Here is a 23296-nt window from a genome sequence, read left to right as displayed (position 1 = left end):
ACATGAATGCACAAGCAACGTTGGCGTTTACGGCTCCGGTCCTGTCTATGCAATCGTTTACGGCCGCTTTTGGCCGAGGAGATACGAGAATAAAGAAAGAACTGGAACAAACGATGGAGCTCGCAAAGAACACGTGGCGAAAAACGGTTGATGCCATGAATCAATTGGCGGTTTCTGTATACCTCCGAACGTTGAAAGCCGAAGCGCCTTTACGCCAGCCTTCGCCTGCTGATAATGACAATGGCAAGGGCATTTCGCATGGTGGGAAAATTCACGCAAAAATGCGGGACAACATTGCTGAAATATTTAAAGGTCTCCGAGAGAGCATTAGTAAAAGTTACAGCGAATTGGGCACAAAAATGCTGGGCATATGGAAAACGATAGGTGTCAATGCCGTGAAGGGAGCCGCCGAATCAGAAGATATGCGAGCGCGCTTCAATGCCCGATATGGAACTGCTCAGAAAGGCTCGCCAGTCTTCGAAGCGCTGCGGGGACAGGCCCTGATGAATGGCAAGGATGTAGCGAAATCATTGCAATCTGGTCTTGCATTAACCTCGGTATCGAAAAATACGAGTGATGTGCTCCGCATGAATGAAATGGTGCAGCGTTTATCAGCCTTTCAACCACAAGGCGGTGACCCGACAGCGACAGCAGGCTTGATGAAGGATGCTTATTACGGTAAGAGCGAAGGCTTGCTGCAGAAGCTCCAAATGCCGGCAAGCGCCGCAGAACAAAAAAAATTGGAGTCATTCTCCAAAAGCGGCGATTTGAATGGCTTTCTGCAAACTTTCGATGCGTTAATGACGAAGGCGAACATGAGCAAAGCGTCGCTGGAGTTGTTGATGGACAGCCCGATTCAAAAATGGGAAGCGGCGGTAAACCGGTTCAATGGCTTGTTGGCGGCGGCCGGCGAGACTGCGATACAAGTGTTCGCTCCGGTGCTGGACATCATCAATCTGGCATTTCAAGAAGGAAAGTTCGACCCATTTTTTGCAGGCATACAAGCGGGGTTGACCATGCTGGCGGGTGCAACGGCTACCGTTGTGGACTTTCTCGTCGAGAATTGGAATCTTGTTCAGAACACACTGATTGTCCTTGGCGCCATTGCTGCAGCAATGGCGGTAGCGTGGCTTGTCCAATGGGTGATAGCCGCTTGGCCGTTATTTGCCATCATTGGCGCGCTCGTCCTTATCATGAGTGTACTGAATGAATTTGGAATATCAACGGGAACCGTTGTCGGCGCCGTCGTTGGAATCTTTGCTGTACTTTTTGCGTTTATCAGCAATTCTGTTGCCCATGCGTGGAATTTGCTGATTTCCTTTGCTGAATTCTTTGGTAATTTATTAATCGATCCAGCTTATGCATGCGAAAAACTAATTTATGATCTAGTTAAAACGGTATCCGATTATATAGGAAATCTAATTAACTCGTTCGCGGATGCCTTTAATTGGATTATTGAGAAGGTCAATGATTTAACAGGCTCTAAATTTGAATTGATTGGTAAATGGAGTTCCGATCAAATTTTGCTTGAGAAACCTGAGAGTGATAAAGATGTATTGGATTTATCGAAGTACCGTATGGATCAAACAAATCTGACGGATGCTTTCCTCAGCGGGCAAAAGCTTGTTCAAGACAATCTCGACTTCACTAAGAAATTGATTCCGGACACGTCGGGGCTTGCGCCTGGAGGTAAAGTGGACCCGTGGAATGGTGGAGCTGCGGAAATTCCGAAAGTAGGCGAGGTTGGAAAAGTAGGGGCTATCGGCGGCGAGGTAGACATCTCGGTTGAGAATCTGATGATGATGCGCGACTTGGCGGAAATGGACAGCATTCAGAATTTCGTAACGCTGACGCCGACGGTGCAGGTCAGCACGGGCGACATTCATCAAGGCTTCGATATGGATACGCTCATTAACCGCATCGAGCAGAAGCTGGAGGAAGAATTTGTGATGACGGCGGAAGGAGTGTACGGATGAGCGGCTACCATATGTACTTGAGCTTCAACAATCAGGAGCAGGTGATCGAATTGCCGGTCAACCCGGCGCAGCTTGATATCAGCGAAGCGGGGAATCTGCAGTCGTTCGATATCATTGGCCTCGGAGAAGTGAATGCCATCGAGACGCCGAAGCCGGCGGCGATTCAGTTCAGCAGTATTTTTCCTATAAGCCCCGCACCTTACGTGCATGTCCCGCCGGACAAGCTGCTTCCTCCGAGCGACTATGTTATCCAGATCCGCAGTTGGATGGAGAGCAAGCGGCCAATCCGCTTCGTATTGACGACCCCGACTTATCAGATGAATCTGGCGATGGCGATTGAGAAGTTCACCTGGCGAGAGGCAGCAGGCAGTGTAGGCGATCTTGAGTATGATCTGTCGCTGAAGCAATACAAGTTCTATTCTGCGCAGAAGGTGAAGGTTGTAGGTAATGGCAAAGCGGAAGTCAAGGTGCAAAAAGCGCCGCAAGCACGCGCTGATGAACGACAAGGACCTACCGAATACACAGTTCAGGCGGGAGACAAGCTGTGGAGCATAGCCAAAAGCCTCTGCAACGATGAGAGCAAGCTTATTGAAATTCAAAGGCTGAACGGGATACGGAACGATGAAATGATGAACGAGCTGGAGCCGGGACGCGTTTTGCGCATTCCCAAAAAGTGAAGGGTATCTACGGGTACTTTAGGAGGTGACGGACAGGATGGAGGTGCATATCGATAACCGCAACGGCACCCTGTGGGATATGTCTCAGCTGATTACCGATATGTCGTGGTCGACGTCTCGCTCAGGCAAGCCGGCGAGCATGTCGATTTCGTATATCAAGGGAGCGCTGTTTCAGGATAGTTCATTTACCATTAACAATGGCGACATCGTGCGCGTGTGGGCGGATGGGGCGGCTATCTTTTACGGGTATGTATTCAGCGTGGAAACGGACGAGAGCGATAAAGTAAAACTGACCGCATTTGACCAAATCCGCTATTTGCTGACGAACGATACGTACGTGCTTGAGAACGTGACCGCGACGGAGGTGATTCAGCGAATCGCCAAAGCTTGTCAACTCGAGGTTGGTGAACTTGCCGACACGAAGCATAAAATCCCGAGCCTGCTTCAGGACAATAAGAAGCTGCTGGATATCATTCTCCGCTCGCTTGACATGACGCTGATCGCGACGAAGAACATATTTGTGCTGTATGACGATTTCGGGAAGCTGACACTGCGCGACGCCAAAAGCTGGACGACGGACCGCATCGTGGGCGAGGGCAGCCAGATGACAGGCATATCCTATAAGGCAAGCATCGATGACGAAACGTATAACCGCGTAAAGCTGTTCCGGGATAACGAAGCTACAGGCAAGCGCGAGGTATATATTATGCAGGACAGCAAAAATATCGCGAAATGGGGCCAACTGCAGCTGTATAAAAAAATCGACGAAAATCTAAACAAAGCTCAAATGCAGGAGCGTTTGGAAGCGTTGATGAAGCTGTACAACCGTGAGAAAAAAACGATGAAAGTAAACGCTGTAGGGGATGTGCACATTCGGGCTGGAATGTACATCCCTATTTTTGCGCCGGAACAAGACATGGAGCAGTACATGCTGGTTGACGAATGCTCTCAGGAATGGAGCGGGTCAGGGCATAAGATGTCATTAACGTTGAAGGTGATATAGAACATGAAAATGATGCTGGACATTATTAAAAAAGCAGGTGCGGGCGCCGTGGAGGCTGCGAGTCCGGTCGCGCTTCTGTACGGCGAGGTTCTGAGCGCATCGCCACTGCAGGTGCAGATTGATCAGCGATTTACGGTTCCTGCGTCCGCCCTTGTCATAACGGAACAGCTTCAGGAATATAAGGTGCGCGTTGGCACGGAGGAGATTGCAGTCCGTCAAGGACTGCGCGCCGGCGACCGTCTGCTGCTGGCACGCATGCAGGGCGGACAGAGCTATGTCGCGCTCGATAGGGTGGTGAAAGCATGATTCCGAAATACAGTACGGGCTCAGAGGCTGCTTCGATGGTGCTGGACTATGCGGAGCAGCCTACCAGAACCTATCGTTTGGATACGGAATCAGGGCGTATTGCTGGCATGACGGATGGATTGGAAGCGTTGAGGCAGGCGGTATTGAAGATACTGCTGACGGAGCGGTTTGCGCATCTTATTTACAGCCCTGATTATGGTTCGGAACTGCGGGCGCATATTGGGTACAGCCTTGGCTTCGTGCAATCCGAATTGCAACGCACCATTACCGAAGCGCTGATGCAGGATGACCGTGTATTGCGGGTGAACGAGTTCGCCTTTGAGCAAAAGGGGGATTCGCTGCACGTGCGGTTTACGGTTGAGACGAATTTAGGCAAGCTGCAAATGTCGAAGGAGGTGAAGATGAATGGCTGATTTGGAACAAGGAGCATGGGCGGTGCCCCGTCTTGAGGACATTATGGAGCGCATGCTGGAACGCGTTCCGGGCGATGTAGACAAGCGGGAAGGCAGCATTATTTACGATGCGCTTGCTCCTATTGCCGTTGAACTTGCACAGGCTTATACGGAGCTGCATGTGCAGAATGAGCTTTCTTATGCAGATACGTCGAGCGGTGTATACTTGGAGCGGCGGACGGCTGAATACGGGGTGAAACGGAAGCAAGCGACTGCGGCACGGCGGAAAGGGCTGTTTTATGATGCCGCGGGCGAACCGTTTGATGTCCCTTTGCGTTCTCGCTTTTCTACGGCAGCCCTGAATTATGTAGTCATCGAGCGGTTGACGGCGGGGGTGTTCGTCCTCGAAAGTGAAGCGAAAGGCTCGAAAGGGAACGAATATTACGGATCACTGATGCCGGTGGATTACGTTGATGGGCTGGCAAGGGCCGAGCTTGCGGATGTAATCGCACCAGGAGAAGACGAGGAATCGGATGAATCACTCCGGCGTCGTTTCTTCGAGGCTGTGAATGAGCAGCCATTTGGGGGGAATGTGGCCGATTATAAGAAAAAGGTAACCTCCATTACCGGCGTCGGCGGCGTGAAAATATTTCCGGTATGGAAAGGCGGAGGCACTGTAAAGTGCACCATCATTTCGGGCAGCTTTGACTCCCCGTCCGCTGAGTTGGTGAAGGAGGTTCAGACTCTGATCGATCCGGAAGTGAATCAAGGCAAAGGACTGGGATTTGCCCCTATCGGTCACGCAGTTACGATTAAAAGCGCTGCCTCCGTCGGCATCAATGTGTCGACGACGCTTACGCTCGATGCCGGAGTTGCCGTTCCGCAAGTGAAGTCCGACGTGGAGAAGGTCATTGCCGATTATTTGCTGACGCTGCGGACGGCATGGAAAGAGGAGGAGAGAACAATCGTACGCATCAGCCAACTGGAAGCGCGAATTTTGACCATTAAAGGGATTGCGGACATTGCCGACACCAAGCTGAATGGTGCGGCTTCCAATGTTGAGTTGAATGCCGAGGAGATCCCGGTGATGGGGACGGTGACCTTGAATGGCTGATAAATTAATCGGACTGCTGCCTGACCTTTACCATGACATTAAAGAAATGATTCTGTTGATGGAAGCGCAGGATGAAGAGAAAGAGGAGCTATTGGCTGCAATCCAGAGGCTGTTCGACGATCAGTTCGTCATGACGGCGAGCGAGGAGGCGATAGCGCGGCGGGAACGGATGCTGAGCATCCTGCCGGATCGCGACGCGGAGACGCTGGAGTTCCGGCGCAGACGCATCATTAACCGCTATACGACCAAGCCCCCCTTTACCGTGCGGTACTTGCAGGAGAAGCTTGATTTTTTGCTGGGCAAAGACAAGGCGCGGGCCGTCGTGGATACAGAAGCCTTCCTGCTGCGGATTGTCGCTAACATTACGGATGCCGCTGTATTTAAAGAGGTGGGACACACCGTGCGGACGGTAAAGCCGGCGAACCTTGTCTATCAGCAGGAGACGGCGCTCCTATCGGGTGTCGGTGTGCAAGAGAACATATTCCGCTCGGACCTGAAACGGACGACACGGCTTTCAACGACGTGGAAGCTGGGGCGATCGCCGTTCGCCGAGCGCGGACCGGAGGTGCAGATGAAATGATTGAACCGTCGCTTTTGAATGAGCTGGCAAGCCATGTGAACACACGCATCACCAAGGTGGTGCTCAATAAAACCTACGAAATTACGGAGTTTACGGTGAAAAAAGTATCCAAGAGCATCGTGAACCTGGAATACATGATACCTATTGGTTCGGTTGACAGCGTGTCGCTGATTGAGCTGCGGGCCGCCGACGGCGCGGTGCTGACGTCGAACGCCGTCTACATCCCGCTCACATCCGATACCATCATCAAGCAGCCGATTACAGTGAAGGAGGTGGCATAATGCCATACGAGGCAAAGACGGATTGGAAGTACGACGATACGGTGACGGAAAAGGATTTGAACCGCATCGAGCAGGGGCTGAAGGATGCGCATGTGGCGGAGCACGAAGCATTAACGCTATCCCCCGGCGTGCAATTGGTTGAGGTGGAGAATGATACGCCGTTTAATTTTGGGAGTGTTAAGGGCCGAACGTTAAATAATCTCTTAGGTTATGCGGGAGCATGTGAAAACGCGAATCTATGGAAGACTAATTCTATAATCATTGAGAAGTATGATGCAGAAAAGGTCCAAGGAGATAGCTGCCTGAAGGTGGCACTTGATAGTAACTTTGATTCCGGAAATGCATTTCTATTTGTGGAAAACACTACATCTGGAAAGTCTTATGTCTTGATCGGGTATGTAAAAAACGGAGCATCGTACGGCGTAGTTAGATTGGAGGCTCTTGAATATAACGGTGAAAATTCGATTCAATTCCATGTGACTCCAGATGTTGTGAATGGTGACCGACTTAAACCTGTTCATACTGCTTTTACCCTGTCAACTACTGCCACTCGGTTTGCGGTACATTTGGCAATTTCAAGTACATCGCCTAACTCGTATGGTCTATTTGACGCAATCAGGGTATATGAGATTCCTACTTCAGAAGTGGCTCGAATCAACTCTATGAGTTCGGAAGATGTGACTAAAGAATTTCCCTACTTAGACGCTATGACAAACGTTCGCAATCCCTATGCCATAGTTACAGGGGCGAATTTTTGCCCGCTTTTTTATGATTGGAGGAAATCAGGAGGGGGAGCTGGTGAAATTGAAGCTCCATACGTTCAAAGGGTGCCTAATCATGACGGTAAGAGACTCAACAGCAACGTTAGCATCCCTACCATTCAAGGGGCTATCTATACGTATTCTATCAAACGAGAGGGCGGCGGTGATATAGGCCTAGACTTTCTCAATGCAGCAGGCGAGGTCATTCAATCAAGTGACTATGTTAATGCTGGCATCATTACAGCTAAAGCTCCTTCAGGAGCGGTTAAAACGAGGGTATGGACATCTGTGCCTGAAAGAGCAGGGACTTATATTTTTAGAAACCCGATGCTCACCATCGGCACCGAACCGAAGCCGTTCGTGCCACAACAACGCAGCATATGGGCAGCAGAATGCAACCTAGCCGCTAATCCGGTAGATGGTAGCAATCCCGATACGCTATTTATGGGAGACGATGGGCTGCCGTATGTGCTGGAGAAGTGGAAAAAGGTTACGTTGGACGGTGCTCTTAATTGGTCTATCGGGGATGCAACACCGCAGGGAGGGAAACAAGTAAAGGTAACGGGGCTCGTTATTGAGGCAGTTCCGGCAAGTGGACACGTATCTAAATACGATGGAAAATATATTCCTGCTGGTACGACAGGGGATACGCCAGACTTACAAGCAGTATCTGTAAACGGAAACTTTTATATATCAATCTCCAACATAGACAGCGGATGGGGGCCAGACTATACACCGGATGCAGACGAGATTAAGGCGTATTTCTTGGGGTGGAAAATGTACGACACTTCGGGCGCTGATCCTACAGCTATAGGGACTTATAACCGCACAGACGGATTGCATAAAGGGTGGACACCTTTGCAAAGTTACGACGGTAACATTTATAAAGGCGGTTATAAAGGTTCTGGTACGCCGAACACAATCCCAAGCACAGCTAATACGACGTATTACAGTAAAAGTCGGACTTGGCAACCATACCGTCTGCAATACCTGAAGACCAAGCCAACAATCGAACCCGTGAAAAACTACGAAACTGGCGCGACACTGTGCAAAGGATCAAACATGGTCGAGGTAGGAAGCGGTATTGTGCTGCGGGAGAAGACAACTCCTGTTACTAACTACATTAATGCGATAAATGCATCTGGGGGCAGGTTGAAATATAAAACAACCAGACTCCTTGACGTTTATCGTAACCAAGCTAGAGATTTTGGTTGGACTTTTAAGGATAACATTTGGAATGGTGAGTATTACCAGTACGCCGAGAACCCTATTCCTGGGCTAATAGATGCAGTCTACCGCGTCACATACACGATGCTAGACCCAACGATTGCGGCTCCTATCAGCAGTTCCTTAGCGACCAACCTACGCGGCACTGTATCGGACTTGGTGCAGCATACGGGGGACATGGAACGGCGGCTATCGGTGGTAGAGAATCAGAAGGCAAATGCGGTTGAGGACACAGGGTGGATTTTAGTTACACCGCTCAACGGCTGGAAGCAATATGCATCAACGCCTTGCTACTTCCGCCTTAAAGGGAAGAAGCTCTTATTCAAGGGGATATTGCAAGATGGTACCGCAACAAAAGAAACAATCGTTTTTCAGATTCCTGTTACACTTTCAGGGTCCCCTGCGTACCGTCCGCTTGTAGCTACATGGTCGGGTAGCACTACAGTAAGCCAAATCATGTACATTTCCAACACAGGCGCCGTGAAGATCGTTAACAAAGATGCGCAGTATTTTATCGGCTTTGATGGCGTAGAACTAGAAGGGGATTGGACGGTGAATAAATAATGTATAAAATGGCCTATATCGTAGATACAGACGGGAAATACATCTATGAACAAAAACTCGTTGCGGAATCCGAGACGGGCGTTTTTGATAGGCGGGAGCCGATTCAACCAGAAGGAAAAGAGCCACGAGAAATGCCGCGAAAGGACGGCGATCAGCAGCCGGACGAACCAAGATCAGTCCTTGTTGGGTACACCGTCGCAGTTCCGCTACCTGACGGTCTCTATGAACCGACATTCGACGTCCAAGGATATAGACAAACCATGTCGGACTACGAGGAAGAATATGCCGAATATCTCGCGGTCATGGCCGTGTACGATCCGGAAGGAGAGGACTCGCAACCGCAGCCGCCACTGCTAGTAGATGGCCACTCTTTTTGGCGCAATGGTCTGACGCAAGAAGAGATCAAAGCTTTACAGCCTAAGCCAGTGCCATCCGAGCTCGACTTGCTTCGGGTGGAAAATGCCAAGCTGTTGCTTCATGTGGCCGAGCTTGAAGCGAAGAGCGAGCAACATTCTGAACAAACAACTGCGCTGCATGCTCAGAATGCCGAACTGGATACCAAGAACGAGCAGCTTTCGCAAGACCATGCAACATTACTATTTCAACTAGCCGAAAAAGGAGTGATATAACATGGATTGGTTTGTAACGATCAAACGCTACTATGACATGGGGATTTACAAGAAGGATCCAAAAGATCCGCTGTATGTCGGCAAGTTCTGTGAATTCGGCAAAATCGCGCCTGAACAATACAAGGACATTACTGGCGAAGAGTATCCCTCTTAAGTGAGTCGCGCTCTAGGCCATGACAAAAGGGCCGGCTTCCGCCAGCCCTTCCTCTTTACGCTCCCCATCTTTTTTAAGAGAAAAATCAAGCTTTAATCTCCTCTTTATTGCCGGAGGAGTCAGCCTCCTCTTGCTCTTCCTCATCCTCACGCTCCCAAGCCATCGTGCGTTCCACGGCCTTTTTCCAGCCTTTGTAGAGCTTGTTCCGCTTGGCATCGTCCATTTGCGGGGAGAAGGTGCGGTCCAGTTTTTTAGTCTTTTTCAAATCGTCGATATTCCAGAACTGGACGGCCAATCCGGCGAGGCTGGCTGCGCCGAACGCTGTCGTTTCCGTCACCTTCGGCCGCTCCACGTTGACGTCGAGCATGTCGGCTTGGAATTGCATGAGCAGATTGTTGGCGACCGCGCCTCCGTCTACGCGCAGCGCCTGCAGCGTAATGCCGGAGTCGGCCTCCATCGCGCTCAGCACATCCTTCGTCTGATAGGAGAGCGATTCGAGTGTCGCCCGGACGATATGCTCCTTGCTCGAGCCGCGCGTCAAGCCGAAAATCGCTCCCCGCGCATACATATCCCAGTAAGGGGCGCCCAGCCCGACGAAGGCGGGCACGACATATACGCCGTCCGAGCTGTCCACCTTGCCCGCATAATATTCCGAATCGGGGGCGGAATCGATCATTTTCAGCCCGTCGCGCAGCCACTGTATCGCCGCTCCGGCAATAAAGATGCTGCCCTCAAGCGCATAGTTCACTTTGCCGTCGATCCCCCAGGCAATCGTCGTCAACAATCCGCTCTTCGAAGCGACGGCGCGCTCGCCCGTGTTCATCAGCATGAAGCAGCCCGTGCCATACGTGTTTTTCGCTTCGCCCGGCTCGAAGCAAGCCTGCCCGAACAGTGCTGCCTGCTGATCGCCCGCTACTCCGGCAATCGGAATCTCGGCACCGCCGAACGTATGCTCATCAGTAGAGCCGAAAATGCCGCTTGAAGGCTTCACTTCCGGCAGCATCGCAGCCGGGATATCCAACCATTCCAGCAATTCGGCGTCCCATTCCAGCGTGTTGATGTTGTACAGCATGGTGCGGGACGCGTTCGAATAGTCGGTTGCGAACGTTGTGCCGCGCGTCAAATTCCAAATGAGCCACGTATCGACTGTGCCAAACAGCAGCTCGCCCTTCTGGGCCCGTTCGCGTGCGCCTTCCACGTGGTCGAGAATCCATTTCACCTTCGTGCCGGAGAAGTAAGCGTCCAATACGAGTCCCGTTTTTTCGCGAATCGGATCGGTAAGCCCGCGCGCAGCCAAGTCGTCGCAAATGCCGGACGTTCGCCGATCCTGCCATACGATGGCATTGTGAATCGGCTTGCCGGTATGTTTATCCCAGACGATGACCGTTTCCCGCTGGTTTGTAATCCCGATGGCCGTCACTTCTTGCGGCCGAATGCCGGTGCGTTCCAGAACCTCGCGCGCAACGCCGCTCTGCGTGCCCCATATTTCCATCGGATCGTGCTCGACCCAGCCGGGTCGCGGATAGAGTTGCGTAAATTCCTTTTGCGCTACGCTGACAATATCGCCGGAATGATCGAACAGAATGGCTCGTGAGCTGGTTGTGCCTTGATCGAAAGCGAGTATGAATTTTTTGTCCATAATAAAATCCTCCTCATGGGTTATGGCGATGCACTAAATATAGGAATCGAGTCGAATCGTAAAAACGCATTACAGAAAAATGCGAAATATGAACTATTAAACAAAATAATCTCTTTGGTATGAAATTCATGACCAATATATTAGAACATAAACGAATAAGCAAGCGCTCCAAGAACGCCTCCAACGACCGGACCCATGATCGGTACCCATGCATAACTCCAATCAGAGGATCCTTTGCCTGCGATGGGCAGAACGGCGTGCGCGATGCGGGGGCCGAGATCGCGGGCTGGGTTAATCGCATAACCCGTAGTTCCGCCAAGCGACAGTCCGATGCTGACGATAAGGAAGCCGACGATAAACGGATGTAAGCCGTCTGCGAATGTATTGCCGCCAATGGCAAGCAGGCTGAACACGAAAATAAACGTCGCTATTATTTCGCTCAACAAATTGGCCCCTGTGCTGCGGATGGCCGGAGCTGTTGCGAACACCGCGAGCTTGGCAGCTTGATCGTCCGTCGCACGCCAGTGTGGCAAATAATGCAGCCATACGAGCACGGCTCCGAGAAATGCGCCGATCATTTGTGCCGCTATATACAATGGAACTTGATCCCATGCGAACTTGCCGATGGCCGCCAGCCCCAGCGTAACGGCGGGATTGAGGTGAGCCCCGCTTATGGACCCGACCGCATACACGGCAATGGCAACGGCGAGTCCCCATCCGAACCCGATTACGATCCAGCCGCTGTTTTCCGCTTTTGATTTTCGAAGCACGACGCCGGCCACTACGCCATCACCCAGCATAATCAATAACAAGGTCCCCATTAACTCTCCCCAAAAAGGTGTCATCCCAAGTTCCTCCTTCGGACTATCTGTATGCGTTTTCAATTTGTAATTGCTGAATTGTTTTTTCCGCCGCACCCCCTGCAAACAAAAAAAAGATGGCTCAACATCATATACCCTTGCCGTAAGACAAAGATATGAAGTGGTCATCTCCAGTTTCTCATGCAACCGCTTTGCTATTAACTTAATTACAGTATATTCAACTATTTTTGAATTATCAACGAATAACGGGAAATTTTGTTAAAGAAACCTAGCTATGCGAAGAGAACAGGAGGGCTGAAGGAAGGGGAGTGCCGTATATCTCACTCCTGCATTGGATTTTGTTAATGAAACGGTGATGTAAACCTCTTTACGGTAGGTTTCACTGGAATTCATCCAGCGCTTTGACACTCTTGGAGCGGCAATCGCTGAGAATCAGGCGGATCCACTGGACAGAATACAGTCTACATGTCGTTTAACCGCCTAATCCGTACATTCTGCTGCATGTTTTCCAATGGAATTGCCTCGACCCCGGAAAATAAGTTTTGTTCAACTTTATATCGCTTATCTAGGTCTAGCTTTAGCATCAAATAACCTAACTAAATCTAACTAATCAAATTACCTAGTCTTATCTAGCTTATATAACGTCTCAAGCTTGCCTAACATGTAATACTACTCTAGCTTGTCACCGATACTTTCAAAGCAAAATAAGGCGGCTTCAACCTGAAGCCGCCCAATAAACAATATTACAGTGCTTGCAGCACGAAATGCACCGCGAACAACACCGAAATGACGTAGAACAGCGGCTTTACTTCGCGCGCCTTTCCGACAGCGATTTGGAACAAGGCGTAGCTGACGAACCCAATCGCGATGCCATCCACGATGCTGTGCATGAGCGGGATGAACGCGATGATGAAGAACGCAGGAAGTCCCTCGGCCATAGGCTCGAAGCGAATCTTCTTCACGGCGGGCATCATTAAGCCGCCGATGAAGATGAGAATCGGCGCCACGGCCTGATCGGGCACGAACGTCAACAACGGCAGCGCCACGAGCGTAACCAGGAACAAGGACCCGGTCACGATGGAGGTCCAGCCCGTACGGCCTCCTGCCGAGATGCCTGCCGCCGTTTCAACCGTAGCTACGGTCGGGCTCGTTCCGAACAGCCCGCAGGTGACGACCGACAGAGCGTTCGCCTGCATAGCGCGCTGGAAGCGCTCGGGACGGCCGCACATGTTCAATTGCGCGTTAATCAAGCCTACATTTTCGAACACGATGACCAACGTCATCGAGAAGACTGCTACGGCCATCGAAGCTGCGGACACACCTTGTAAGGTGAACTGCCCGAATACGTCGCCGTACACCGACCACGAGAATGTGCCGTTCGCTTCGGCACCAACTGCACCAGACGATACGGCTCCCGTCACATAAGCAAGCGCGGTGCCGAAGATGATCGCGATCAGCAAATGGCCTGGCACTTTGCGCATGAACAGGATGCAAGTCAGCGCCAACGTGGCGAACGTGACCCACACGCCCGGCTCGCCGAAGGATTGCACGGCAATGATGGTCGACGCATCGGAGACGATGACGCCGCCTTTTTGCAGCCCAATGAGCACGAGCATCAAGCCGATGCCTACGGAAATGGCCTCCTGCAGCGATTCAGGAATAGCGGCCCTCAACTGTTCGGCAAGCGAGGTGAAGCTGATAATGGTGAAGCAGATGCCTGACACCACTACAACCGCCAACGCCTGCTGCCATGTTAACCCCATACCATGCACGAGCGTGTACGTAAACATGGCGTTGATCCCCATGCCCGGTACGAGAATGATCGGAGCTTTGCCCCACCAGCCCATGATGAAGCAACCGGCGGCGGAGGCGAGTACGGTCGCGATAATGCCCGCTTCTTGAGGAATGCCAGCGTCGGCCAAGATCGATGCGTTGACGATAATAATATAGACAATTGCAAAAAAGGACACGACTCCGGCCAACAGCTCCTGACGCATCCCGCCAGTGGTTGACCGTACAGACGCGTTAGGCAAAGGACCGGAATCCGCCTGCGCGCGTGAGTGTTCTTTTTGGCGGACCAATGAAATTCCCTCTTTCCATCGTAGCCCCTCACCCAACCCTTTCAATGTTATGAAAGATAGACAGCCTAAAGCCATCATGCGCTTATTGTAACACATACCATCTTCAAATAAACAAGGTTTACAGCCTCAATTAACATTAGCTATTAGGAACCTGAACAAAATAGTTATATGTCTGAAAGACTTACAAAAAAATTCGAGGTTATTGTCACCCAATACAATAAAAATTAACTTCTACAGCTTTAAAACATAAGTTGACACACCATTAAGGGGGAGGAATCATGAGATAGTATGTTTGTCGGCCTTTTGCTCCAATCTCCCCTTTCATCAGAAAACCGATATCGAGGCGCCTCATAGGTTGACGACCGCGAATAAAAGATAGGTTATATCGCCATAAGAATGGTTTGGTTTCGTTTTAGCTTTATCGCTTTATAGAAAAATGTAAGCTTTCCTTAATGAACAGGAGGCTGCATGAGTTCTGGCCCATTGCCGTCATAATCGGCCGCATCATATCAAGGCTACGAGACGGCACGTGCTTCGACCCTCGTTGTTATCCTTCCTGACCTTATGGGAGAATGGACAAAAGGACTTGCATATGGTAAGTCCGTCAATTTTTTTCGCTCTAAAAGGAAAGGGAGGTTGCCCTTCTGAATAAAGGGGAGAGTGAAGCAATAGAGGAAACAGGCATATCTTTTTGGAGAAGGGGATAGTGACGAAAATCGAAAATCGCTTTGGTCGCATTACAGACTTAAACATTCCTTCATAGCCAAAATAGACAAACCGTTAGATTTAATACTATCCATTTTCTGTAGTTCGAATTTCGTATGTTTGGCAACTATACCCGCGTATATTTGCCAAAAAAGACGTCCGCGAATGCGGACGCCTGTATAATCAACGGTTAGGTCATTTTAAGTTACACGGACACGGAATGCAGCGAAGCGTTCCGGCTGCCGAGCAGCAGCTTCGCCTGAGCGGCGGCGATACGAGCAAGCGGGATGCGGTACGTCGAGCAGCTGACATAATCGAGCCCGATCTCATGGCAGAAGAGGATGGAATCGCGGTCCCCGCCATGCTCGCCACAAATGCCGGTCGTCAATTGAGGATTGGCAGCAATGCCGCGCTTCACAGCCAGCTCAATTAACTGGCCGACACCGGTCGTGTCCAGCACTTGGAACGGGTTGGCAGTCAGCACGCGGCGGTCGACGTAGTGGGTGAGGAACTTGCCCTCCGCGTCGTCGCGGCTGCAGCCGAACGTCATCTGCGTCAGATCGTTCGTGCCGAACGAGAAGAAATCGGCATGCTCTGCAATCTGACCGGCTGTAAGCGCGGCGCGCGGCACCTCGATCATCGTGCCGACACGGTAGGCGCAGCTGCGGCGCTCCGGACCGAGCACCCGCTCCGCGGTGCGCTCGATGAGCTCGCGCAGCAGACGCAGCTCGGCAGCATGGCCGACGAGCGGCACCATAATGTCCGGCTGCACGCGCACACCCTTGCGCAGCATGCGGGATGCAGCCAGGAACAGCGCCTCCACCTGCATTTCATAGATTTCCGGGAACAGAATGCCGAGGCGGCAGCCACGTTGGCCGAGCATCGGGTTCGATTCGTGCAGCCCGCGCACCTTGCCGATTAAGCGCTCCAGCTCGCGCAGCTCTTCCGGCGTTCCCGCGCCTTGCACCGTCAGCTGCGTCTGCCGCACGACGAGCTCTTCCAGATTCGGCAGGAACTCATGCAGCGGCGGATCGAGCAGCCGTATCGTGACCGTCAAGCCGTCCATCGCCTCGAAGAGGCCTTCGAAGTCGTCCTGTTGCATCGGAAGCAGCTTCGCCAAGGCCTTCCGGCGCTCCGTCTCCGTCTCGGCGAGAATCATATCCTGCACGATCTGAAGTCGGTGCGCGGACATGAACATGTGCTCGGTCCGGCACAAGCCGATGCCTTCGGCGCCGAGCGCGCGCGCCTTGGCGGCGTCTTCCGGCGCATCCGCGTTCGCATAGACGCGCAGCTCGCGTTCACGGTCGGCCCATTCCAGCAGCTGCAGGAACTCAGCCGACATATCCGCCTCGACGACCGGAACGGAGCCGGCAATGACCCGGCCTGACGTGCCGTCGATGGACAGCAGGTCGCCTTCGCGGAACGTCCGCGTCCCGATGACGATGAGCTTCTGCCCGAAGTCGAAGCACACGTCCTCGCAGCCCGAGACGCACGGCTTCCCCATGCTGCGGGCGACGACGGCCGCGTGGCTCGTCATGCCGCCCCGGCTCGTCAAGACGCCTTCCGCGGCGAGCACGCCGTGAATGTCCTCCGGCGTCGTCTCCGGCCGGACGAGAATAATACGCTCGCCAGCGGCGGCCAGGCGCTCGGCCTCGTCGGCGTCGAGCACGATGCGGCCGGAAGCGGCGCCCGGCGATGCAGGCAGGCCTGACGCAACGACGTCCAGCGTGGCATCGGGCGCAAGCGACGGGTGCAGCAGATGCTCCAGCTGCGCGACGTCCGTCCGCAGCAAGGCCTCCTGCACCGTGATGAGCCCTTCCTTGACGAGAGCGGCGGAGATAGTGACGGCGGCCTGTGCCGTCCGCTTGCCGGCCCGCGTCTGGAGGATGAACAGCTTGCCGCGCTCGACCGTGAACTCAATGTCCTGCATGTCGCGGTAGTGGCGCTCCAACTGTTCGGCAGCCTGTATCAGCTGCTCATACAGGTGCGGCATGTCGTCCTCCATCTTGGCAATCGGCTGCGGCGTACGGGTGCCGGCGACGACATCTTCTCCCTGGGCATCCGTCAAATATTCGCCGAACAGCTCCCGCGCCCCGGTCGACGGGTGGCGGGTGAAGAGCACGCCTGTGCCGCTGTCCGCGCCGCGGTTGCCGAACACCATCGACTGGATATTGACGGCCGTACCCTCGTCGTCCGGGATGTGGTGCAGCTTGCGGTATACCTGCGCACGGTGGTTGTTCCAGCTGCGGAATACCGCCTCGACGGCCAGTTGCAGCTGGACGTGCACATCTTGCGGGAACGGAGTGCCCACCGTTGCCTCTAAGCACTGCTTATAGCGCTGAACAAGCTCACGAAAGCCATCCGCCGTTACGTCCTGATCCTCCTGGGCGCTGTACTGCGCCTTCACATCGGCGAGGATGCGTTCGAATGCGTCGGACTCGACGCCGAACACGACATTGCCGAACATATGGATGAGCCGTCGATAGCAATCATAGGCGAAGCGTTCGTCGCCCGTGACGGCGGCGAGGCCCTGCACAGTGTCATCGTTCAGCCCAAGGTTCAGAATCGTATCCATCATGCCAGGCATGGAATGCACAGATCCGGATCGGACGGAGACGAGGAGCGGGTCGCCTGCGTCCCCGAACTGCTGGCCACGCGCCAGCTCGACCGCCTGCAGGGCGGCACGCGCGTCATCCATCAGGCTGTCTGGCAGCCGGTTCAGCGCATAGAAGGAGCGGCATGCTTCCGTCGTAATCGTGAAGCCTGGCGGCACTGGCAGGCCGATGCGGGTCATCTCTGCCAGATTGGCGCCCTTGCCGCCGAGCAGCGCCTTCATACCAGCATCCCCGTGCCGGAAATGACTAATCCAATTCGATTTCATTGCGCGTCTCCCCCGATTCCATCTATTTCACTGTCAGCGGCACAGGCATCGCACCGATGGTAGTAGACGATCACTTTCTCAGTATCGACTTCTTCCAGCACCTTGTCGCACCGCTCGCACAGAATGACGCCCAGCATCACTGGGCTGCTGCTGTTGGACATGCGCTCTTCACTCCTTCCTGTATTAGATGGCGAGTCAAGTCGACGACTCGTGCCGCGTAAGCCCACTCGTTGTCATACCAAGCCAACAGCTTGATGTGCCGATCCTGCGCGATGAGCGACAAGCCGTCCACCACCGCGGATTTGTCATTACCGATGAAGTCGGTCGAGACGAGGGGCTCATCGCACCATTCCACATAACGGTCATATCCGTCCCGAATCGCATGAAGGAACGCGAGTCGGACATCGTCTGCTGTCACCGGCGTTTTCACCTCGGCCGTCAAGTCAACAAGCGAGACGTCTGGTGTCGGCACTCGCACGGAGATGCCCTGAACGGACGGCGCCAAATGCGGCAAAATGCCGGTGAGCGCCTTGCCCACTCCGGTGGATGTCGGGACCATCGATTGTGTGCATGCCCGTGCGCGGCGCAGGTCCTGATGAGGGTTGTCGAGATGCTTCTGGTCGTTCGTATAAGAATGGATGGTCGTCATCCAGCCGGAGACGACGCTGAACGAACGGTCGAGAATGTGAAGAACGGGCGCGAGACAGTTCGTCGTGCACGACGCGGCGGAAATGAGCTGGTGTGCTTCGTCATCATACATCTGTTCGTTGACGCCCATGACGACCGTTAGGTCGAGCTGCTTGCCGGGAGCGGTGACGATGACTTTCTCCGCGCCCGCTTCAATATGTTTAGAAGCACCCGGGCGATCTGTGAATTTGCCCGTTGCATCGATGGCGGTATGAATGCCGAGCCGTTGCCACGGCAACTCTGCCGGATCGGCTTCTGCCAATACCGGGATATGCGTATCATTAATAATGAGCGTATTGCCTTCAGTGGCAATATCCGCGTTCCATTTTCCGTGTATAGAGTCGTACTTAAGCAAGTGCGCGATGGTGGAAGCCGGGTAGAGGCTGTTCACTGCCCGGATGCGAAACGGTGAATCAGCTTCATCCATAGCCCGCCGGAACACGAGCCGCCCAATGCGGCCCATGCCGTTGACGGCAACTGGTAATGCCATTTCGATTCCTCCTTTAAGATGGAACATTGGTTTCTTTTTCCATTATGTAGTATATCACAAACATTATATAATGTGTAATATATAATCGTTTATTTTTATATAATACGTCATAATAAAATGAGGTGTTCTATTTTCGATGGGCTCTTGCATAAAGAGCCTGCACTTTGCTCTTCGTTTATTGAGGATTAGGGGCGTATAATACTTGCAAAACGTCCGCGGGTTGACTATAATACTTGAAATGTAATGTATTGACTATAGTCAACGTTTATCCATGCAATGCTGAGATGGAGACAAGTACGCAGCACCGCTTATCAGGGAGGAGACGCCGAGGATTGAGAGCGTTTCTTGAGGACGGACTGCCGAAATTCACTCCGGAGCAGGGCCTTGAACGGCAGGCAGACCGCCTGTGCCAGTAGAGGTGCCCGGTGACGACCCGTTATCGTCGTAGCAAGTGAGACAGCACGTTCGCTTCGGCGCTGCAGGAGAGCAGCTCTATGCCAGAGTATCGTGATGTCTAATAAGGGTGGTACCACGGCCTTCTCGTCCCTTGAGACAGAGAAGGCCTTTTTGTTTTGAGATGGAAACTAAAGGGAGGTCAACACCATGAAGGAGCGTTTACAGGCGCTGCGCGCTGAAGCGCTGGATAAGCTGCAGCAAGTGAAGGATGCGAACAATCTGAACGAGCTGCGCGTCAAATTTCTTGGTAAAAAAGGGGCGCTTACGGAAGTATTGCGCGGTATGGGCGGCTTGAGCGCGGAAGAGCGTCCGATGATCGGGCAAGTGGCGAACGAAGTCCGCGGCGCCATTGAGGAGTTTATTGAACAGAAGCAGGAGGCGTTCCAACGTGAAGAGACGGAGCGTCGTCTGCAGGAAGAGACAATTGACGTCACGCTGCCAGGCCGAACGTTGGCGCAAGGCGCGGTCCATCCGCTCAATAAAGTGGTAGAGCAAATCGAAGACATCTTCGTCGGCATGGGCTACACCGTTGCGGAAGGCCCGGAAGTGGAGCAGGACTATTATAACTTCGAAGCGCTCAATCTGCCGAAGGATCATCCAGCGCGCGACATGCAGGATTCCTTCTATATTACAGAAGATATTTTGATGCGCACGCAGACGTCTCCGGTGCAGATTCGCACGATGGAAGCGATGAAAGGCGACGTGCCGGTCAAAATCATTTGCCCAGGGCGTGTATACCGCCGCGACGATGACGATGCGACGCATTCGTTCATGTTCCATCAAATCGAAGGACTCGTCATCGACAAGAACATTCGCATGAGTGACTTGAAAGGAACATTGCTTCAATTTGCGCGTGAAATGTTCGGTCCGCATATGCAGATTCGCCTGCGTCCGAGCTTCTTCCCATTCACCGAGCCAAGCGTGGAAGTCGACGTCACCTGCATGAAGTGCGGCGGCAGCGGCTGCCGCATCTGCAAGCATACCGGCTGGATTGAAATTCTTGGTGCGGGCATGGTGCATCCGCGCGTGCTGGAAATGGGCGGCTACGATCCGGAAGTGTACTCCGGCTTCGCCTTCGGTATGGGTGTGGAGCGGATTGCGATGCTGAAATATGGCGTTGACGATATACGCCACTTCTATACGAACGATATGAGATTCCTGAAGCAATTTGCTCGTATGTGACATTAAATACATGTTCAAAAAAGTGATTTTTTTGAACAACCTCTTAAATGAAAGGAAGAGAACGGTCATGAACGTATCTTACAAATGGCTATCGGAATATATCGATTTGACCGGCGTGTCCGCGGAAGAGCTTGCTGAGCGGATGACGCGCGCAGGAATTGAGATTGATGTGGTGGAGAACCGCAATAAAGGGCTTGACAACATCGTGGTCGGTTATGTTGTATCCCGGGAGAAGCATCCCGATGCCGACAAATTGAATGTATGCAAGGTGGACACCGGAAGCGGCGAACATCTGCAAATCGTCTGTGGAGCGAAGAACGTCGATGCGGGACAGAAAGTGCCTGTCGCACAAATTGGCGCGGTAATGCCTGACGGTATGAAGATTAAGCGTGCCAAGCTGCGCGGTGTGGAATCCCAAGGGATGATCTGCTCGGCCAAAGAGCTGGCCATGAATGATAAGCTGCTCCCGAAGGAAATGCAGGAAGGCATTCTCGTGCTTCCAGAAGATACGGTGATTGGCACGCCGATTGCCGACGTCCTCGGCCTGAACGATCATGTGCTTGAGTTGGACCTGACGCCGAACCGTTCAGACTGCTTAAGCATGATCGGTGTTGCCTATGAAGTCGGAGCGTTGTTGGACCGTCCAGTGCGTCTGCCGGAAGACACGGTCAGCGAGTCCGCTGAACAAGCAAGCAGTACTGTTAGCGTTCGCATCAGTGCTCCTGACGCATGCAACCGATATGCGGCACGTTACATTACAAATGTCAGCATTAAGCCGTCGCCGCTCTGGCTGCAGAACCGGCTGCTAGCGGCAGGCGTGCGTCCGATTAACAACATCGTTGACATTACGAACTTCGTCATGCTGGAATATGGGCAGCCGCTGCATGCTTTTGATGCGGACAAATTAAGCGGCAATGGCGCGATCGATGTGCGTTATGCACACGAAGGAGAGACGCTCATTACGTTGGATGGGCAAGAGCGCAAGCTTGAGCCGCATATGCTGTTGATTACGGATGGCGTCAAGCCGATCGGGCTTGCCGGTGTAATGGGCGGCGAGAATTCTGAGGTGAGCGGCGACACCGTAACTATTTTGCTGGAGTCGGCTCATTTTGCAGGAAGCGTCGTGCGCAAGACATCGCGCCAGATGGGACTCCGCTCAGAAGCATCCCTCCGCTTCGAGAAGGAAGTGAATCCGGAAGCAGTCATTCCAGCGCTCAACCGGGCGGCAGAGCTGATGCGTCAATTGGCAGGCGGCAGCATCGCTGCAGGCATTGTCGAGGAGACGGCACAGCCGCATGAACGCAGAACGGTCACTTTGACGCTGGACAAAACGAACCGCCTGCTCGGCACTGCGTTGACGGCGGCAGATGTGACGTCTATCCTGCAGCGTTTAGGGCTAGAAGCCGCTGAACCCGAAGCCGGCGTCTTTCATGTGCAAGTGCCATTCCGCCGCGGCGACATTACGCGTGACGTCGATCTGATCGAAGAGGTAGCTCGCATTTACGGATATGACAACATCCCGACGACGGCGATTGAAGGTCCGACAACACCGGGACATCTGAACAAAGGTCAGACGATTCGCCGTGCGATTCGCGGATTGCTAACGGACAACGGTCTGCATGAAGCAGTAACGTATTCGTTCACGCATCCGACTGAAACCGAGCTCTTCCCGACATTCATCGACGGGGCTGTTCCGGTTCGTCTGGCGATGCCAATGAGCGAAGAGCGGAGCGTGCTGCGCACAAGCTTGCTGCCAAGCTTGCTGGATGTGGCGGCGTATAACCGCAACCGTAAAACTGACGATGTGAAAGCGTTCGAGCTTGGCCGCTTGTACTTGACGTCGCAGGAAACACTGTCGGCCTTGGTGAAGGAAGAGCTGGTGCTTGGTCTTCTAATGACCGGCAAACGCAGCGCGGCACAGTGGAATATTAGCTCCGAAGCAGTTGATTTCTACGATGTGAAGGGTGTTGTGGATGCTCTTGCTTCGTACTTGGGGCTGGAAGGCCGCATCCGTTATGAGGCGAATCGTCCGCAGGGGCTGCACCCGGGCCGTTCGGCTTCTATGTATTTGATGGATGCGGAAGGAGAGCAATATATCGGAATCATCGGACAAGTGCATCCGGAAATTCAACGTCAGAAGGATCTCGGCGAAACGTACGTGGCGGAGCTGCTGTTGCAGCCGCTGATGGAAGCAGCCGATTTCAACATTGCATACAAAGCGCTCCCTCGTTTCCCAGCAGTGGATCGTGACATCGCTGTCGTAGTCGACCGCAATGTGGAAGTGGGCCGATTGGTTACTACAGCTAAGGAAGCGGCTGGCGAATGGCTGGAATCTGTAGGGGTATTCGACATCTACACAGGCGATCGTATCGCAGAGGATAAGAAGAGCGTCGCGATTTCCCTCGTATACCGCCATGCGGAGCATACCTTTACCGATGAGGAAATTACCGATATCCACGGTCGTGTCATTGCGGCGCTTGAAACAACTTATAGCGCAGAATTGCGCAAATAGAACAGATGTTACTTAATATGTAAAGTGGAATAAACCATAAAAGGTGGGAAACGGATAATTTCCGTAACCCACCTTTTGCATTCATGGAAGGCATAAGCCTATTACCAAGGGTTAATGACGCCGCCGCCAGAAAACATAGTGGCTACAGGTGCAACAATAACAGCAAGACAAAAAATTA

Annotated in this window: 19 protein-coding genes; 13 read left to right on the top strand and 6 right to left on the bottom strand. The window is 52.8% G+C overall.

Going from position 1 to position 23296, the window contains the following annotated elements; translation table 11 throughout:
* The first annotated feature begins 2 nt into the window (after positions 1–2).
* From M3650_RS05665 to M3650_RS05615, 11 genes are read left to right on the top strand one after another with little or no spacing between them, the layout of a single operon-like run.
* On the top strand, positions 3–1976 hold the full coding sequence (locus M3650_RS05665; RefSeq protein ID WP_251573112.1) for a phage tail family protein: 1974 nt from the start codon (positions 3–5) through the stop codon (positions 1974–1976).
* A complete protein-coding gene (locus tag M3650_RS05660) occupies positions 1973–2653 on the top strand; it encodes a LysM peptidoglycan-binding domain-containing protein (RefSeq protein ID WP_251573110.1) in 681 nt (226 codons plus the stop codon). The genes M3650_RS05665 and M3650_RS05660 overlap by 4 nt, the downstream gene beginning before the upstream one ends.
* Before the next feature lie 37 nt (positions 2654–2690).
* A complete protein-coding gene (locus M3650_RS05655) occupies positions 2691–3656 on the top strand; it encodes an XkdQ/YqbQ family protein (RefSeq protein WP_251573108.1) in 966 nt (321 codons plus the stop codon).
* 3 nt (positions 3657–3659) lie between these two features.
* Positions 3660–3962, top strand: a complete 303-nt coding sequence (locus tag M3650_RS05650; protein WP_251573106.1) for a DUF2577 domain-containing protein — start codon at positions 3660–3662, stop codon at positions 3960–3962.
* Positions 3959–4375, top strand: a complete 417-nt coding sequence (locus M3650_RS05645) for a DUF2634 domain-containing protein (protein ID WP_251573104.1) — start codon at positions 3959–3961, stop codon at positions 4373–4375. The genes M3650_RS05650 and M3650_RS05645 overlap by 4 nt, the downstream gene beginning before the upstream one ends.
* Positions 4368–5468 (top strand): baseplate J/gp47 family protein, encoded by a 1101-nt coding sequence (locus M3650_RS05640; protein ID WP_251573102.1) that lies wholly within the window; start codon positions 4368–4370, stop codon positions 5466–5468. The genes M3650_RS05645 and M3650_RS05640 overlap by 8 nt, the downstream gene beginning before the upstream one ends.
* Entirely contained in the window at positions 5461–6048 is a 588-nt protein-coding gene (locus tag M3650_RS05635; protein WP_251573100.1) for a putative phage tail protein, read from the top strand. Before M3650_RS05640 ends, M3650_RS05635 begins: the two co-directional genes overlap by 8 nt.
* Positions 6045–6329 (top strand): ketopantoate hydroxymethyltransferase, encoded by a 285-nt coding sequence (locus M3650_RS05630; protein WP_251573098.1) that lies wholly within the window; start codon positions 6045–6047, stop codon positions 6327–6329. The genes M3650_RS05635 and M3650_RS05630 overlap by 4 nt, the downstream gene beginning before the upstream one ends.
* The gene (locus M3650_RS05625; protein ID WP_251573097.1) at positions 6329–8881 is read left to right on the top strand and encodes a hypothetical protein; all 2553 of its coding nucleotides are present in this window, start codon (positions 6329–6331) and stop codon (positions 8879–8881) included. The genes M3650_RS05630 and M3650_RS05625 overlap by 1 nt, the downstream gene beginning before the upstream one ends.
* Entirely contained in the window at positions 8881–9510 is a 630-nt protein-coding gene (locus M3650_RS05620; RefSeq protein ID WP_251573095.1) for a hypothetical protein, read from the top strand. The genes M3650_RS05625 and M3650_RS05620 overlap by 1 nt, the downstream gene beginning before the upstream one ends.
* A 1-nt stretch (position 9511) precedes the next feature.
* Complete coding sequence (locus M3650_RS05615; protein ID WP_251573093.1) at positions 9512–9664, top strand: XkdX family protein; 153 nt, start codon at positions 9512–9514, stop codon at positions 9662–9664.
* 85 nt (positions 9665–9749) lie between these two features.
* Here M3650_RS05615 and glpK read toward each other — a convergent pair whose 3' ends face one another.
* The 6 genes from glpK to gap form a co-directional block, all read right to left on the bottom strand.
* Positions 9750–11303 (bottom strand): glycerol kinase GlpK, encoded by a 1554-nt coding sequence (gene glpK, locus M3650_RS05610; protein ID WP_251573091.1) that lies wholly within the window; start codon positions 11301–11303, stop codon positions 9750–9752.
* Positions 11304–11443: 140 nt separating this feature from the next.
* On the bottom strand, positions 11444–12148 hold the full coding sequence (locus tag M3650_RS05605) for an MIP/aquaporin family protein (RefSeq protein ID WP_251573089.1): 705 nt from the start codon (positions 12146–12148) through the stop codon (positions 11444–11446).
* 719 nt (positions 12149–12867) lie between these two features.
* Positions 12868–14205 (bottom strand): NCS2 family permease, encoded by a 1338-nt coding sequence (locus M3650_RS05600; RefSeq protein WP_251573087.1) that lies wholly within the window; start codon positions 14203–14205, stop codon positions 12868–12870.
* Between the two features lie 910 nt (positions 14206–15115).
* Positions 15116–17791 (bottom strand): pyruvate, phosphate dikinase, encoded by a 2676-nt coding sequence (gene ppdK, locus M3650_RS05595; protein ID WP_251573085.1) that lies wholly within the window; start codon positions 17789–17791, stop codon positions 15116–15118.
* The gene (locus M3650_RS05590; RefSeq protein WP_157259582.1) at positions 17788–17952 is read right to left on the bottom strand and encodes a GapA-binding peptide SR1P; all 165 of its coding nucleotides are present in this window, start codon (positions 17950–17952) and stop codon (positions 17788–17790) included. The genes ppdK and M3650_RS05590 overlap by 4 nt, the downstream gene beginning before the upstream one ends.
* On the bottom strand, positions 17928–18968 hold the full coding sequence (gene gap, locus M3650_RS05585; protein ID WP_251573083.1) for a type I glyceraldehyde-3-phosphate dehydrogenase: 1041 nt from the start codon (positions 18966–18968) through the stop codon (positions 17928–17930). Before gap ends, M3650_RS05590 begins: the two co-directional genes overlap by 25 nt.
* Before the next feature lie 603 nt (positions 18969–19571).
* Between gap and pheS the strand changes: the two genes are divergently transcribed.
* Together pheS and pheT are read left to right on the top strand one after the other, a co-directional pair.
* Positions 19572–20606, top strand: a complete 1035-nt coding sequence (gene pheS / locus M3650_RS05580) for a phenylalanine--tRNA ligase subunit alpha (RefSeq protein ID WP_019421762.1) — start codon at positions 19572–19574, stop codon at positions 20604–20606.
* A 67-nt stretch (positions 20607–20673) separates the two neighbouring features.
* Positions 20674–23118, top strand: a complete 2445-nt coding sequence (gene pheT, locus M3650_RS05575) for a phenylalanine--tRNA ligase subunit beta (protein ID WP_251573081.1) — start codon at positions 20674–20676, stop codon at positions 23116–23118.
* Positions 23119–23296: the final 178 nt, after the last annotated feature.

The sequence above is a fragment of the Paenibacillus sp. MER TA 81-3 genome (genome assembly GCF_023713585.1).
In the GTDB taxonomy this organism is placed as follows: Bacteria; Bacillota; Bacilli; order Paenibacillales; family Paenibacillaceae; genus Paenibacillus_B; species Paenibacillus_B profundus.
Note: the sequence above shows the minus strand (reverse complement) of the source record. Positions and strands in the feature narration are given on the sequence as shown.

Excerpts from the sequence above, each read along its gene's own strand:
- M3650_RS05665 (WP_251573112.1), top strand. The coding sequence starts at position 3 with ATGAATGCACAAGCAACGTTGGCGTTTACGGCTCCGGTCCTGTCTATG.
- M3650_RS05660 (WP_251573110.1), top strand. The coding sequence starts at position 1,973 with ATGAGCGGCTACCATATGTACTTGAGCTTCAACAATCAGGAGCAGGTG.
- M3650_RS05655 (WP_251573108.1), top strand. The coding sequence starts at position 2,691 with ATGGAGGTGCATATCGATAACCGCAACGGCACCCTGTGGGATATGTCT.
- M3650_RS05650 (WP_251573106.1), top strand. The coding sequence starts at position 3,660 with ATGAAAATGATGCTGGACATTATTAAAAAAGCAGGTGCGGGCGCCGTG.
- M3650_RS05645 (WP_251573104.1), top strand. The coding sequence starts at position 3,959 with ATGATTCCGAAATACAGTACGGGCTCAGAGGCTGCTTCGATGGTGCTG.
- M3650_RS05640 (WP_251573102.1), top strand. The coding sequence starts at position 4,368 with ATGGCTGATTTGGAACAAGGAGCATGGGCGGTGCCCCGTCTTGAGGAC.
- M3650_RS05635 (WP_251573100.1), top strand. The coding sequence starts at position 5,461 with ATGGCTGATAAATTAATCGGACTGCTGCCTGACCTTTACCATGACATT.
- M3650_RS05630 (WP_251573098.1), top strand. The coding sequence starts at position 6,045 with ATGATTGAACCGTCGCTTTTGAATGAGCTGGCAAGCCATGTGAACACA.
- M3650_RS05625 (WP_251573097.1), top strand. The coding sequence starts at position 6,329 with ATGCCATACGAGGCAAAGACGGATTGGAAGTACGACGATACGGTGACG.
- M3650_RS05620 (WP_251573095.1), top strand. The coding sequence starts at position 8,881 with ATGTATAAAATGGCCTATATCGTAGATACAGACGGGAAATACATCTAT.
- M3650_RS05615 (WP_251573093.1), top strand. The coding sequence starts at position 9,512 with ATGGATTGGTTTGTAACGATCAAACGCTACTATGACATGGGGATTTAC.
- glpK (WP_251573091.1), bottom strand. The coding sequence starts at position 11,303 with ATGGACAAAAAATTCATACTCGCTTTCGATCAAGGCACAACCAGCTCA.
- M3650_RS05605 (WP_251573089.1), bottom strand. The coding sequence starts at position 12,148 with ATGACACCTTTTTGGGGAGAGTTAATGGGGACCTTGTTATTGATTATG.
- ppdK (WP_251573085.1), bottom strand. The coding sequence starts at position 17,791 with ATGAAATCGAATTGGATTAGTCATTTCCGGCACGGGGATGCTGGTATG.
- M3650_RS05590 (WP_157259582.1), bottom strand. The coding sequence starts at position 17,952 with ATGTCCAACAGCAGCAGCCCAGTGATGCTGGGCGTCATTCTGTGCGAG.
- gap (WP_251573083.1), bottom strand. The coding sequence starts at position 18,968 with ATGGCATTACCAGTTGCCGTCAACGGCATGGGCCGCATTGGGCGGCTC.
- pheS (WP_019421762.1), top strand. The coding sequence starts at position 19,572 with ATGAAGGAGCGTTTACAGGCGCTGCGCGCTGAAGCGCTGGATAAGCTG.
- pheT (WP_251573081.1), top strand. The coding sequence starts at position 20,674 with ATGAACGTATCTTACAAATGGCTATCGGAATATATCGATTTGACCGGC.